Below are 13,843 nucleotides of genomic sequence, written 5' to 3'. Positions count from 1 at the left end.
TTGTTAAATAGTACTTGTGCCAGCAATCAATTTAACTGGCAGTGTATAGTTTTTTTCCAATTGACATTCTGGATCATCAATTCGCTTCAATAACAAGTCTATCATCATCGTAACAATATCAGATATTGGCTGCATGATAGTCGTCAATTCAGGATGATAGTCCTGAATAAAATTGGTTCCATCATAACCAACTAAGCGTAAATCATTAGGAATACTAATATTTAGATTCTTAGCTTGTCGCATGACCAATAGCGAGGTTAAATCATCTGTACAAAAAATCCCATCAATAGTTTTTTTAGCTAATAATTCCTTGATCTTTAGACTTTTTATATTTGGTGTTGCTGAAAAGTCAATTTCAGTTAAATCAAGCTGTAAATCATGTTGTTTGATAATATTCTTAAATCCATTTAATCGATCATTAGTAGGACTATTAGGACGGTTACGACCAGTTATGATCTGTAGTTTCTTACTGCCGGAAGCTAAAAGAGCCTGTGCGGCCAATTGTCCGCCCTGATAATTATCCGAACTGACAATAGGAATATTTTCCGATAAATAACGATCAAATGAAATAATTGGCAAATCTGCCTTTTGATATTCTTCAATATTTAAATTATGGGAACCAGCAATGATACCATCAACGCGATTAGCAATTAACATTCTTAGATAAGCTCGTTCTTTTTTAGCATCATTTCCAGCATTACAAAGGATGATTCGAAAGTCCTTATTAAAAAGTTGATTCTCTATCTCTTCAACCATTTGTCCAAAAAATGGATTGCCTACTCCTGGCAATATTACCCCAATAAGCTGTGTCTTCTTTCCCTTTAATGATCGGGCGAGACTGTTAGGCTGATAATTTAACTCCTTCATCGCTGCAAAAACTTTCGTTTTAGTTTTCTCTGATAATGATCCATAGTTATTAATAACCCGTGAAACAGTCGTCGCCGAAACTCCTGCCATTTTTGCAATATCATCTAATGTTGCCATTACTTACCTCTTAATAAATCTTTTCTAATTGTTCTTTCTGCAATTGAACACTCTTAGAAGCAAGTCGAAATTGTTGTCCTTTTGGAAAAATTCTTCCCGTTAAAACTTTTTGACCTTGGTTTATATACAATTCAAAAACAGTATTATCTAAATAAAGTTCGAATTCAATTTTACCGGGATCAACAATGGATTCTCTAGTAGTACCATGATCCGCTGCTACAAGAAGACCCGCTTTGGTTCGATCAACTTTTATTTTACCATTGTTAGTATCAAATGAGATTTGTAGTTCTTCGGCCTGATCCGTTTTGATAGTTAAAAGACCTTCATCATTCACAATCAATCCAGATATTTTAGTTTGCGGCGATATTTTGTCAGTTGTAATTTTTTGCTTTAATAAACTAGAATTTTCATTAACTGGTATTTGATAAAGTTGATTATCCTTAATTTTCAATTCTTTAACAAGACTATAACAATTAGCCCATCCTTCAACATCTGAGGGATATGTAGTATCAGGCAATCCAATCCAACTAATTGCCAAAGTTCGACCATCGGGAGCATTAAATCCCTCTGTGGCGTACACATCGAATCCATCATCCAGATTTTTAATTCGACTAGGATTTTTGAAACTAAAATCATCCCAATCAAAACTATCCCCAATTATATAAGCATTTGGATAAATATTATCATGTTTTAATACATCCTGAGAAATCCCTTGGGGACAAAAAATCAAAATCGGTTTTTTATCAACAAAGACTAGATTAGGGCATTCAACCATGTAACCCATTTTTTGATCTGTGAACTTTAGCTCAGTTTTATAGGTCCATGGACCTGTCACGGTCTCCGCCTGATAAACCAAAACATGTCCTGTATCATCTTTTCTTCTGGCACCAATCAGACAATAATATTTATTGTCATGTTTCAAAATCTGTGGATCACGAAAATGGTCAGTGAATCCCTCTCTAGGCTGGTCAATCAATGGTGTGGTGATCTTTGTCAATTGATTATTCTTATCTATCCAAGCACCATCTTGCTTTGGATGACGAACCCAGTCTTTATCTCGAACATTTCCGGTATACATCAAAAATAACTTGTCATCGACATTGATTGCTGAACCAGAATACGTCCCATGACTATCTTGTTTATCACCTGGCAATAATAATGGACCATGATCTTGCCAATGAACTAAATCATTCGATGTTAAAAGAGTCCAGTTTTTTAATCCATGAACAGAGCCATAGGGAAATGATTGATAAAATAAATGCCACTGATTATTAAAATAAGAAAAACCATTTGGATCATTCAATAATCCAGTTGTTGGTTGAATATGATAGCCTAGTCGCCAATGTGATTGAGCTATTTTTTGTTTAATATCTTTAATTTGACTATCTGGCCATTCTTTATATGGTAAGTATCTTAATTTTGTTGTCCAGTTTGTAATCATTTTTCTCTCTCATACTTTCCTTAATTGGCTACATTGTAACCTGCTTTTTTATTTAATGTCAATCGTATATCATATATTAAATTACTATTATATCAATTTGTTAAGCGGTTACTAATTTTAATATAATATATTTTTGTTAAACGTTTGACATTTTATAAAAAACAAGTACTATTAAGTTATCGAAACGCTTACATTTGTTTTAGGAGGGATTTATTATGAATCATGAAAAAGTTGCCGATCGGGTAATAGAATACGTCGGCAAAGACAATCTAGTAGCCGCAGCTCATTGTGCTACTCGTTTGCGCCTTGTCGTTAAAGATGAAAAAAAAATCGATCAAAAGGGGCTTGATAACGATGACGATGTCAAAGGTACTTTTAGCATTAACGGCCAATACCAAATTATCATTGGTCCTGGGGATGTCGATAAAGTCTATGATTTCTTAATTCAAAAAACCGGACTTAAAAGTGTTACTCCGGACGATTTAAAAAACTTAGCTGCTAATGGTAAAAAATCTAACCCAATAATGGCATTCGTAAAAGTTCTTTCTGATATTTTTGTTCCTTTAATTCCTGCTCTTGTTGCTGGTGGTTTATTGATGGCCTTGAACAATGTCTTGACCTCACCTAATCTATTCGGCACTTTATCAGTTGTTCAAACGTATCCTGGACTAAAGGGTGTAGCGGAATTAATTAATCTATTAGCATCAGCTCCCTTTGCTTTCATGCCAGTATTAATCGGTTTCTCTGCCACGAAACGTTTTGGTGGTAACCCTTATCTAGGAGCTGCGATCGGTATGGCAATGGTTATGCCTGCCTTAGTTAATGGTTACGATGTAGCCAACGTTATGGCTGCTGGCAAGATGACTTATTGGAATGTTTTTGGAATTAAAGTTGCTCAAGCAGGTTACCAAGGTCAAGTTCTACCAGTCTTGGTAGTCGCTTATATTTTAGCCAATATTGAAAAATGGCTTCATAAGCATATGCCTGCTACTTTAGATTTTATTTTCACTCCATTAATTGCCGTCATCGTTACTGGACTATTGACATTTATTGGTGTTGGACCAATTATGAGAATTATTTCTGACGGACTAACCAATGGAATTGTTTGGTTATATAATACAACTGGATTTGTTGGTACCGCTATCTTTGGTACTTTTTATTCACCTATCGTTGTTACTGGTTTACATCAAAGTTTCCCTGCTATTGAAACTCAATTGTTAACTAATATTGCCAAAACCGGTGGCGATTTCTTCTTCCCTATTGCTTCAATGGCTAACGCAGCCCAAGGTGCCGCATGTTTGGCTATCTTCTTTATTTCTAAAGACGAAAAACAAAAGGGATTGGCTTCATCAGCTGGATTATCCGCTTTACTAGGTATCACTGAACCTGCTATCTTTGGTGTTAATTTAAAACTCCGCTATCCATTTATTTGTGCCATGATTGCTTCTGGAATTGCATGTATCTTTATTGGTATCTTCCATGTTCTCTCAAGTGCTCTTGGTGCTGCCGGAATTATCGGATTCATTTCTTTCCCACCAAAATATTATTTACCATTCTTTATTAGTATTGCTATCAGTATTGCTTTAGGGTTTATTTTAACTTACGTTTATGGAATGAAATTTGATAAAGTTACTACAACAAAAAAGGCTCCTCAAAATGATGATAAAATTATTGCCGTTGCCGATGAAATGGTTGCCGCACCTGTAAACGGAGAGTTAATTAAATTATCAGATGTTAATGATCAAGTTTTCTCTGCCGAAATAATGGGTAAAGGTGCTGCTGTTAAACCAACTGACGGTAAAGTTTATGCCGTAGCTGATGGAGTTTTGACCGTTGCTTATGAAACCAAACATGCTTATGGTATCAAAACTACTGATGGTGCTGAGGTTCTGATTCATCTAGGTATTGATACTGTTAACCTAAAGGGTAAATACTTCACAACAAACGTCAAACAAGGAGACAAAGTTAAAAAAGGTGATCTACTCGGTACCTTTGATATTGAACAGATTAAAGATGCTGGATATGATCCAACTGTTATGATTGTAATTACTAATACCATGTCCTATGGTGACGTTGACGAATTAAATAAGGATACTGTTAAAGCAGGCGATGACATTGTTGCTTTGACTGAACTAACTCCTAATTATTCCGCAGCCGCTAATATTTAAGTTTTCCACCCTTCATGAATCAAATAAATACGTAAAATAAGCTATATTGACTGAATTGAATATAAAGTCAATGTAGCTTATTTTGTATCTCAATAAATTTGAATAGGAATAACTGCCCCTGATTACTCCTGAATCTGGTGGCGCACATGATAGGCAAACTCATCACTTCGAGCCACGCTTAAAGTAAATTCAATAATTTGATTGTCCAAATTATAGGCCTTTCTTTTCAATCTTAAACAGGACGTTCCCTGCGGCAACTTCATAATTTTACTATCACAATTACCAATTGAACTAGCTGAAAAATATTCATCAGCATAATTTACTTTTTGATTGAATTTGCTAGAAAAAACATCATACATTGATTTATTTTCTAGCATTTCTTTAGTTAACTCCTTAAATAATTTAAACGGTAAAAAACTTCGATCACACATCATTGGTTCATTATCGGCTAATCTTAAACGATCAATTTGAAACATCATCTCACCAATCTTTAAATCCAATTTCTCGGCAAAAAACTCATTGGCTTCCTTTTTCTTAAAATTAATTATTTTAGTAGAAGGCACTTTCCCTAGAAGTCGCATTTGTTGATCAAACTTATAGCTACTTTCTATATCACTTTCAAGATTAATTCGACTGACAAAAGTTCCTTTACCATGAATCCGTCTTACTAATCCCGTTTCTTCCAAATTTAACAGTGCTAATCGAACAGTATTTCTAGAAACTTGATACGTTTCTGCTAATTGGCGCTCCGATGGTAATTTATAATTAGCCGGCAAAATTTGAATATAACTAGTAATTTGATTTATTAATTTATCTTGTAGACTAATTTTCATTTAAAAATCCCCTCTATTTTCACTAATATCAGTTTATTAATCAGCAATAAATCTTGCAATAATTTTGCTGACTGATCCTCGAAATCTATACCAACACAAAAAAGGCAAATCTAATTTTCTACTAGATTTGTCTTTTTAAACATTAAACCCTTTGTAACAGTATTCTCTTATGAATATAAATTGCTTTATGATTTAGCAACTACAAAATAATTACCTTCTGGGTCTATAAAATTAAAGGTTAAAACTCCATTGACCTCAGTTATCTCACCTGCACTTAATAAATTATCATGTAATTTATCAAAATCACTTGAGAAGAACATTAAAGAAGGTACATTCTCCGATACTTCCGGTGAATAAATACGAATATAGTCTTTAGGAAAAATGGATAATTCAACCTCATTTGATATCCCTACGATTACATTTTGATATCCACCATTTAAAGTCTGTCTTGCTACTATTTGAGCACCAAACTCATCAATCCAAAATTCTACGTTCATATCAACATCATCAACATAAATCATAATTCTAGTCTTCATTTTCAAAGTCCTTATCCCAAACAACACCCATAGTTTTTTCGCCTGTATGAACACTAATAGCAGGTCCTAAATGACTTGTCGAGATACGTGCTTGCGGAAAATTATTGCCGAAATTAAGTGCCCATTTCTTTTGAGTTTCTCGATTATTAGAATCAATAACAGTAATATGTACTTTCCAATCTGGGTGTTCTTGCATATATTTTTGAATTTCTAGAGAAATCGTCTTAAAAGCTCGATTCATGGTGCGTTCTTTACCAATAGCAAAGATCTTACCATCTTTGAAGGTCAATAAAGGTTTGACATCTAATAAACTACCAATAATAGCTGAACGATTACTCAAACGTCCGGTTCTACTTAAATGTTTCAAATCATTAACCGCAAAGTAAACATCAGTAGAATCTCTCAAATCGGTCAATTGATTCATAATTTCTTCTGGATCAGTGCCTTTTTGAGCCAATAGTCCTGCCAGCATTACCAAATCACCTTCCGCGGCACTAGCAGCCATTGAATCAAATGGATAAACTTTAGCCTTATCGTAACTTTTAACAAACATTCGTAAATTATCCATAAAAGACGTGATTCCCAAGGATAAATGAACAGAAATAATTGTATCATAGCCCTCATCTACTAGATGATCATAGGCCTCTTGAATCTGCCCCATTGATACTTGGGCAGTTGTTGGCAATTCAGGTTCGTTTCTAAGATAATCAAAAAAATCTTGGTCAGTCAACTCTTCAGTTTCCTTGTATTGCTTGTCTCCCAAAATAACCGTGATTGGCAAGACAGTAATATTATATTTTTTGATCTGCTCAGGTGTTAAATAAGACGCTGTATCAGTTACCACTGCCGTTTTCATTAATTTCTCCTCTTTTCCCTATTACGGGCATTCATGCATATAATCATAACATTTTATTTGAATTAATAAATTAAATCTCCTTGTTTCAAGATTTGGAAAGCGTTATCATTTTGTTAAGTAAATATTTAGTAAAAGTGGAGACTGATTATGGATACTGATAAAATTTTGCAAGGTTACGAAAGTACTTTTAAAAAAACGGCCGATAAGCTATTCTTCTCACCCGGAAGAATTAATTTAATTGGCGAACATACTGATTATAATGGTGGGAACGTCTTTCCTTGTGCCATTAGTTTAGGTACATATGCTGCCTTTGGAAAACGCGAGGACAGAACCATCGAATTGTATTCTGAAAACCTACCTGATACTGGTATTATTTCTGTTTCTTTAGATAATCTTGAATATAAAAAAGAAGATGATTGGGCAAACTATCCCAAAGGGATGATTTACCTAATTGCCAAAGCCGGTTATAAATTAGATTATGGATTCAATCTTTATATACAAGGAAACTTACCCGACGGAGCTGGATTATCGTCATCTGCCTCAATCGAATTACTGATGGGAAATATTTTAAATGATGTTTATCAGCTAGGAATAGATCAACTCGATCTTGTTAAAATGGGACAACAAAATGAAAATAATTATATCGGCGTAAACTCTGGTATTATGGATGAGTTTGCTGTAGGAATGGGCAAAAAGGACCAAGCAATTTTGCTAGATACTAATACTATGGAATATCACTATGCCCCTGTCGAATTAGGCAATCACGTCATTGTTATTATGAATACTAACAAACACCGTGCTCTAGCAGACTCCAAGTATAACGAACGTCGAAGTCAATGTGAACAGGCTCTAGCACTTCTTCAAACAAAGCTAGATATCAAATCCCTTGGCGAATTATCAATTGATGAGTTCGACCGCAATTCATATTTAATTAATGACGATATTTTGATTCGTCGTGCCCGCCATGCAGTCTTTGAAAATCAAAGAACTTTAAAGGCTATCAAGTATCTTAAAAATAACGATCTAATTGCATTCGGTAAACTAGTTAATGCTTCTCACATCTCACTTCATTACGATTATGAGGTAACTGGTGTTGAGCTCGATACTCTCGTTGAAGCAGCTTGGAAGCAAGCTGGAGTCCTTGGAGCAAGAATGGTTGGTGCCGGATTTGGTGGCTGTGCAATCGCGTTTGTCAATAAAGATAACTTAGATGACTTTCAAACAAACGTTGGTAAAATTTACAAAAATAAAATTGGTTATGACTGTGATTTTTATATTGCTGAAATTTCCGACGGACCTAGAGAAATTAAAATCTCCGAGGTGGAAAAATAATGTCTTGTGTCGATAAATTTGTCGATCAAATAGTATTAGCTGATAATGCTTATCAAGAATTAGATCGTACTTACCTTTATAATCGCGTTTGTGCTTTGGTCGGAGATGATAATCATCAAGAAAATGATGATCTTAAAACCGCATTGATCGAAACAGCTATTAAAAATAATAAAATCGAAAACGATCAAACTGCTAAAGAAATTCTCAATGATCAACTAATGGACTTTATCACTCCACTACCTTCCAAGCTAAACGAAAAGTTTTGGAATCTCTACCAAAAAGATCCAGAAAATGCGACTAGCTACTTTTATCAAATGAGTCAAACTAATGACTATATCAAAGTTAAGGCAATCGCCAAGAATATTTCCTATACAGTCCCAACCAATTACGGAAATCTCGAAATTACTATTAATTTATCTAAGCCTGAAAAAGATCCTAAGGCTATTGCGCTTGCTGGAAAACAAATACAGACTGGCTATCCTAAATGCCAACTCTGCCTAGAAAACGAAGGTTATCAAGGTCGCCTAGGTTATCCTGCTCGCAGTAATCATCGAATTATCCGTTTTACACTTGGTGGACAAACTTGGGGTTTTCAATACTCTCCTTACGCTTACTTCAATGAACATGCTATTTTCTTAAATAAAATTCATCAACCAATGATCATCAATCAACATACCTTCAATAACTTAATAGAAATCACTAAGATTTTTCCACAATACTTTGTTGGAAGTAATGCTGACTTACCAATAGTTGGTGGATCAATGTTATCGCATGACCATTACCAAGGTGGTCGTCACGATTTTCCAATGATGAAAGCACCGATTGCTAGAGAAATTGAAATTCCCGTTGAAGGTGTTAAAGCCGGTATCGTTAAGTGGCCAATGTCGACCATTCGTCTAACAGGTTCTGATCCCGATAAATTAGTCAAAGCCGCTACTTTAGTTCACGAAAATTGGATGAATTATAGTGATGAATCCGTTGATGTCAGAGCTTTTACCAATGAAACTCGCCATCATACTGTGACCCCTATCGCCTATCATAAAGGTGATCAATATATCCTAGATATTGTCTTACGTGACAATCAAACCTCAACTGACTATCCTGATGGAATTTTTCATCCTCATAAGGATGTTCAACACATCAAAAAAGAAAATATCGGTTTAATTGAAGTTATGGGACGTGCCATCTTACCAGCGCGTTTAAAAACTGAACTTAAAGAGGTTGAAAGATACTTACTAAATCGCCCTAACAAAATGGCCGAATATCACCAAACCTGGGCTGATCAATTAAAGAAAAAATATGAATTTAACGATAATAATGTCACTGAAATCGTTGATAAAGAAACGGGCTTAGTTTTTGCAAGAGTTCTTGAAGATGCTGGTGTCTTCAAATGGAATGACCAAGGACAAAAAGCTTTCGACAAATTCATTAGGAGTCTAGATTAATGGCAACCATTCGCGATATTGCCAAGAAAGCTAATGTCTCACCAGCGACCGTTTCTAGGGTCCTTAACAATGACTTGACCTTATCCGTTACCGATCAAACTAGATCCAACATTCTTAAAATTGCAACTAATCTGAATTACCAAAAGGCCAGTCATAAAAGCACTCACTTCGTAAAACACCTTGCGTTAGTCCAATGGTATAGTGAAACTAAAGAACAGGACGATATCTACTATATGGCAGTACGTGAAGGTATCGAACAACAAGCTCCAACGTACGGCTTTGAGGTGACTCGAATCTTTCACAATGATCTGGATAAGATTCCTACCGATACTGATGGCATCCTTGCAGTAGGTAAATTCAGTCAAAATCAAGTCCATCAATTACGAAGTATCTGTCCCAACCTGGTCTTTATTGACGATGATCAATTTCCCGAGGGTTTTGACACTATCGTGACCGACTTCAAATATGGCATAAAAAAGGTCATTGATTACTTTATTGAACAAGACATTTCAGATATTGGTTTGATCTATGGCGAGGAAAAATCGACTGATAACTTACGTACCATTCCTGATTTTCGTTACTTTGGCTTTAAAGAAGCAACACAAAAGTATAAATTATTTCATCCTGAGTACTGCCTTAAGGGAAACTTCAGTAAGGATTCAGGTTATCAACAAATGAAAAAAGCCATCCAATCGTTAGATCACTTACCACATGCATTTTTCATTTCTAATGATCCGATGGCGGCCGGTGCATTAAAAGCTCTCCAAGAGGCCAATATCAATGTTCCAGAGCGTGTAAGTATCTTTAGTTTTAACAACACCTCTGTTGCTAATTACGTCAATCCTGAGCTTAGCTCTGTTGATGTGGCTACTATACAAATGGGGGCTGCCGCAGTTGACTTGATGCAAGACCTCTTGAATAATCCACGTCATGTCGCCAAAAGAATGGAATTAGCTACTAATTTGATTTTCCGTCAAAGTACGATTTAACTTAGATCATTTAAATTGCCAGTCAAATCCAACCTCCTTATAATAAATGTATAAACATTCAAAGGAGATAAAGATCATGATGAACTATGCAGATTGCCATGGGCTTTTCGGCATGGACTTCATGGGCGGTGGTATGTGATTATATGGTATCGTCTTCCTGCTGATTGTCCTTTTAATAGCTTATTTAATTAATAATAACCATAATATTCATAAAGTTACTGCTTTAGAAACACTTGATAAAGAATATGCCAAGGGCAATATTACTCATGAGGATTATTTGAAACGTAAAGATAATTTGAAGGGGTAATTATTTGAAATTGTAACAAGCATAAATAGATAAAAAAGTAGTCTGTATCGATATCAATCTTGTTTTTTCAAACACGATTGATAATCAATACAGACTATTTATTTTAATCACAGAAAAACATAACAATTATTGGTACAAAATTAAGTAAAAATGTTATACAAGAAGCAACAGTTCAAGATCAATTACGGTTCTTCATCTAATTCTAATGTTACTATGGTAATAACTATAGGAGGCTTTTATATGATTTGGTTGTGGACACATTTAATAACTTGGCTAGTGATGGCTGTAATGATTCTTTTGGCTTTATTTACGAGTAAAAATACTAAGATTTACGAAATGATTACTCGAGTTGGCTATTTAGTAATTATTGCTACTGGTATCAAATTAGCTCTCAGAGCGTGGTCAGTTGAGCCTACTCTTTTGGTAGTTAAAATTATTGTAGCAATTATTTTCATTGCTTTAACTGAAATTGCCTTTGCACGAAAATCTCAAAAAACAATTAATCGACCTCTAATTTGGACGGTGGTTATCTTCTGCCTTGTTACAGCTTTGATAGGTTTTGCTTTAGCAGGTTGGTATCCATTTGTTCAATAGTTTTAAAGTCGCACAAGAAAGGAATTAAAATTGTCATTTAAAACACCCTTGGCTGATCAAATGAGACCTCAGGAATTAAGTCAGATGGTCGGTCAACAGGAACTGTTAAGTCCTGGACAACCATTAAGACAGATAATTGACCAACATGTAAATATTCCTCTACTATTATGGGGGCCACCTGGCACTGGAAAAACTACTTTGGCTAAAATTATTGCCAAACAAAATAATTATCCTTTTGAATCATTCAATGCTTCAACCGATAATAAAGCCAAATTGACTAACCAAATCAATCAATATCCTGATGATTCTTTTGTTTTGCTAATTGACGAAATCCATAGAATGACTAAAACTTTACAGGATTTTTTACTACCTTATTTAGAAAATGGTCATGTTATGTTAATCGGGTCGACGACTGAAAATCCAATCATGTCGATTGTTCCGGCTATTCGTTCCCGTTCACAAATCTTTGAGTTTAAATCTCTAAGCGATGCAGATATCACAACCATGCTGAAACGGGCTGTAACTGATATCTATAAACTAACTGATGAACAATTTGAAATTGAAGCATTGAATTTGATCGCTATTTCAGCTGATGGTGATTTAAGAATTGCTTTGAATGCTTTAGAAACAATTCATGCCATTAGTCCCAATATAACCTCTGAAAATGTGAAAAAATTTGCTCAGCAACAACACTTTAATTATGATAAAAAGGCTACCAAGCATTATGATTATCTTTCTGCTTATTCCGATTCAATGGCGGGATCTGATACCGATGCTGCTCTATACTATTTAGCTGTATTATTGAAGAATAATGATTTGCCATCGGTCGTTCGTAGATTACGCGAGATTCCTTATACTTACATCGGTTTGGCTAATCCCCAACAAGTTACCCAAATAGTGATTGCCGCTAATCAGGCAGAAAAAGTTGGAATGCCAAAGGCCAAGTATCCGCTCATGTTTGCCACCATGTTGATGTGTATTTCTCCAAAGTCTGGATCATTTGATGAAATTTGGGAAAAATTGGATAAAGATACTGAACATCCCAATGAACACCCTATGCCAAGGGGACTACGTGACATGCATTACAAACATTCAGAAGAAATCACTGGTGGCGGTTTAATAGATTCCCCCTTTGCATCTCCACATCAAATTGCCCAACAAAATTATATGCCCAAAGGATTAATCGGACGTCGCTACTACTATCCAAAAGATAATAAGAATGAGAAAAAATTAGAAGAACAATATTTAAAATTGCATAAATACATTTATCAAGATGATTATAATAATTAAAAATGTATTTTAAAATAGAGAGAAGAAAACAGTCCTCATTAATCGAAATATGATTATTAGGGACTGTTTTTTTTCTATTTTTACTGCAAATTTATGTGGTTTAGTGACAGCTTTCTTTTCTTAAAAATATTTAAATAAATAACTACTTTTTAAACAAAAAATCAATCAATATCCTATCCACTTGTTTATTCTCATGCAATTTACTATGTTGAGCTTGCTTTCCAACAATTTTCTTTTCGTGATACGAACGTGCTCTTCCACTAACTAAATACTTTAACGACTTCGATGAAGCATTGCTAACAGCTCCATCTGAATGAGTTCCATCACCTTTATCCCCATAAATATTCAATACATCGATATTCTGAGGATAAATTTTTCTTAATTTTAATAATTCCTTGTAGTCCTTATCCATTTTCTTAGGTTTTCCATTATTTGATAGTTTCATCTGATTAGGCTTATCATTCATACCTAAAATTCCATTGAAATGGCCAGCAATATCAACTACTTTATTAATTTTTGGAAACCCTTTTTTCCCAGCATTATCCAAAATATAATAATTAATTGCCATATTTCCCATAGAGTGTCCTACCAAATTAACACTCTTAAACTTAAGATTCTCCTGCAATAATTTAATTACGTTTTTGGCCCATAGACCTGCTGTATGATAATTGGTCATTTTATTATTGTCGTAATTGACCTCAACTAACAAATTCTTTGTTCCCTTAGGAATCGTACCTATCAATTTGGCATATCCATTAGGACTAACATTGATTCGAACGATTTTACTTGTGGCTCCAGCATCTTTGATTGCCTCAGTCATCTGAGTTTCGGCATTAAAACTACTACCATAACCATGAAAAAAAATTGTCGGTGTCGAACTTTGTATATAATTACTTTTATTAACTGCCTCAGTATGTTTACTAAATCCTAGAAGTCCCCCTATAAAAATTAATATACTTAATATAGATATCCAAATAATCCTCTTTTTAGTCATATCTTCACCTTCTGATATTAAACCTCAAGCCTATTGTATCTATCAATTAATTAAGTTACCAAAAATAACCTCTG

Annotated in this window: 12 protein-coding genes; 6 read left to right on the top strand and 6 right to left on the bottom strand. The window is 34.6% G+C overall.

The annotated features are described in order from the left end of the window. Window positions 1–3: 3 nt before the first annotated feature. Together CBP76_RS04785 and CBP76_RS04780 are read right to left on the bottom strand one after the other, a co-directional pair. Entirely contained in the window at window positions 4–984 is a 981-nt protein-coding gene (locus CBP76_RS04785) for a LacI family DNA-binding transcriptional regulator (protein WP_102195806.1), read from the bottom strand. 10 nt (window positions 985–994) lie between these two features. Continuing rightward, window positions 995–2,425: a sucrose-6-phosphate hydrolase gene (locus tag CBP76_RS04780; protein WP_102195805.1), complete on the bottom strand. Its 1,431-nt coding sequence runs from the start codon at window positions 2,423–2,425 to the stop codon at window positions 995–997. A 215-nt stretch (window positions 2,426–2,640) separates the two neighbouring features. Between CBP76_RS04780 and CBP76_RS04775 the strand changes: the two genes are divergently transcribed. Next, the gene (locus CBP76_RS04775) at window positions 2,641–4,593 is read left to right on the top strand and encodes a sucrose-specific PTS transporter subunit IIBC (RefSeq protein WP_102195804.1); all 1,953 of its coding nucleotides are present in this window, start codon (window positions 2,641–2,643) and stop codon (window positions 4,591–4,593) included. 122 nt (window positions 4,594–4,715) lie between these two features. On the opposite strand, the gene CBP76_RS04770 is transcribed toward CBP76_RS04775, so the two are convergent. The 3 genes from CBP76_RS04770 to CBP76_RS04760 all read right to left on the bottom strand — a co-directional run bounded on the left by CBP76_RS04770 (window position 4,716) and on the right by CBP76_RS04760 (window position 6,818). Beyond that, window positions 4,716–5,426, bottom strand: coding sequence for a GntR family transcriptional regulator (locus CBP76_RS04770; protein WP_102195803.1), 711 nt, complete (start codon window positions 5,424–5,426; stop codon window positions 4,716–4,718). A gap of 185 nt (window positions 5,427–5,611) precedes the next feature. Next, window positions 5,612–5,962, bottom strand: a complete 351-nt coding sequence (locus CBP76_RS04765) for a VOC family protein (RefSeq protein ID WP_245865601.1) — start codon at window positions 5,960–5,962, stop codon at window positions 5,612–5,614. Continuing rightward, window positions 5,952–6,818 (bottom strand): DegV family protein, encoded by an 867-nt coding sequence (locus CBP76_RS04760; protein WP_102195801.1) that lies wholly within the window; start codon window positions 6,816–6,818, stop codon window positions 5,952–5,954. The genes CBP76_RS04765 and CBP76_RS04760 overlap by 11 nt, the downstream gene beginning before the upstream one ends. A 147-nt stretch (window positions 6,819–6,965) precedes the next feature. Here CBP76_RS04760 and CBP76_RS04755 point away from each other — a divergent pair, with 147 nt between their 5' ends. The 5 genes from CBP76_RS04755 (at window position 6,966) to CBP76_RS04735 (ending at window position 12,775) form a co-directional block, all read left to right on the top strand. Next, window positions 6,966–8,150: a galactokinase gene (locus CBP76_RS04755; protein ID WP_102195800.1), complete on the top strand. Its 1,185-nt coding sequence runs from the start codon at window positions 6,966–6,968 to the stop codon at window positions 8,148–8,150. After that, window positions 8,150–9,595, top strand: coding sequence for a UDP-glucose--hexose-1-phosphate uridylyltransferase (locus tag CBP76_RS04750; RefSeq protein ID WP_102195799.1), 1,446 nt, complete (start codon window positions 8,150–8,152; stop codon window positions 9,593–9,595). Before CBP76_RS04755 ends, CBP76_RS04750 begins: the two co-directional genes overlap by 1 nt. Further along, window positions 9,595–10,584 (top strand): LacI family DNA-binding transcriptional regulator, encoded by a 990-nt coding sequence (locus tag CBP76_RS04745; RefSeq protein WP_102195798.1) that lies wholly within the window; start codon window positions 9,595–9,597, stop codon window positions 10,582–10,584. Before CBP76_RS04750 ends, CBP76_RS04745 begins: the two co-directional genes overlap by 1 nt. Window positions 10,585–11,131: 547 nt before the next feature. After that, complete coding sequence (locus CBP76_RS04740; RefSeq protein WP_102195797.1) at window positions 11,132–11,485, top strand: YisL family protein; 354 nt, start codon at window positions 11,132–11,134, stop codon at window positions 11,483–11,485. A 30-nt stretch (window positions 11,486–11,515) separates the two neighbouring features. Continuing rightward, window positions 11,516–12,775 carry a replication-associated recombination protein A gene (locus tag CBP76_RS04735; RefSeq protein ID WP_102195796.1) on the top strand — a complete coding sequence of 420 codons (1,260 nt, stop codon included), beginning with the start codon at window positions 11,516–11,518 and terminating at the stop codon, window positions 12,773–12,775. A gap of 142 nt (window positions 12,776–12,917) precedes the next feature. On the opposite strand, the gene CBP76_RS04730 is transcribed toward CBP76_RS04735, so the two are convergent. Next, the gene (locus CBP76_RS04730) at window positions 12,918–13,769 is read right to left on the bottom strand and encodes an alpha/beta hydrolase (protein WP_102195795.1); all 852 of its coding nucleotides are present in this window, start codon (window positions 13,767–13,769) and stop codon (window positions 12,918–12,920) included. Window positions 13,770–13,843: the final 74 nt, after the last annotated feature.

This window comes from Companilactobacillus nuruki (genome assembly GCF_002872255.1).
GTDB classification, from domain to species: Bacteria; Bacillota; Bacilli; order Lactobacillales; family Lactobacillaceae; genus Companilactobacillus; species Companilactobacillus nuruki.
This window is presented reverse-complemented; position numbering and strand designations above follow the sequence as displayed.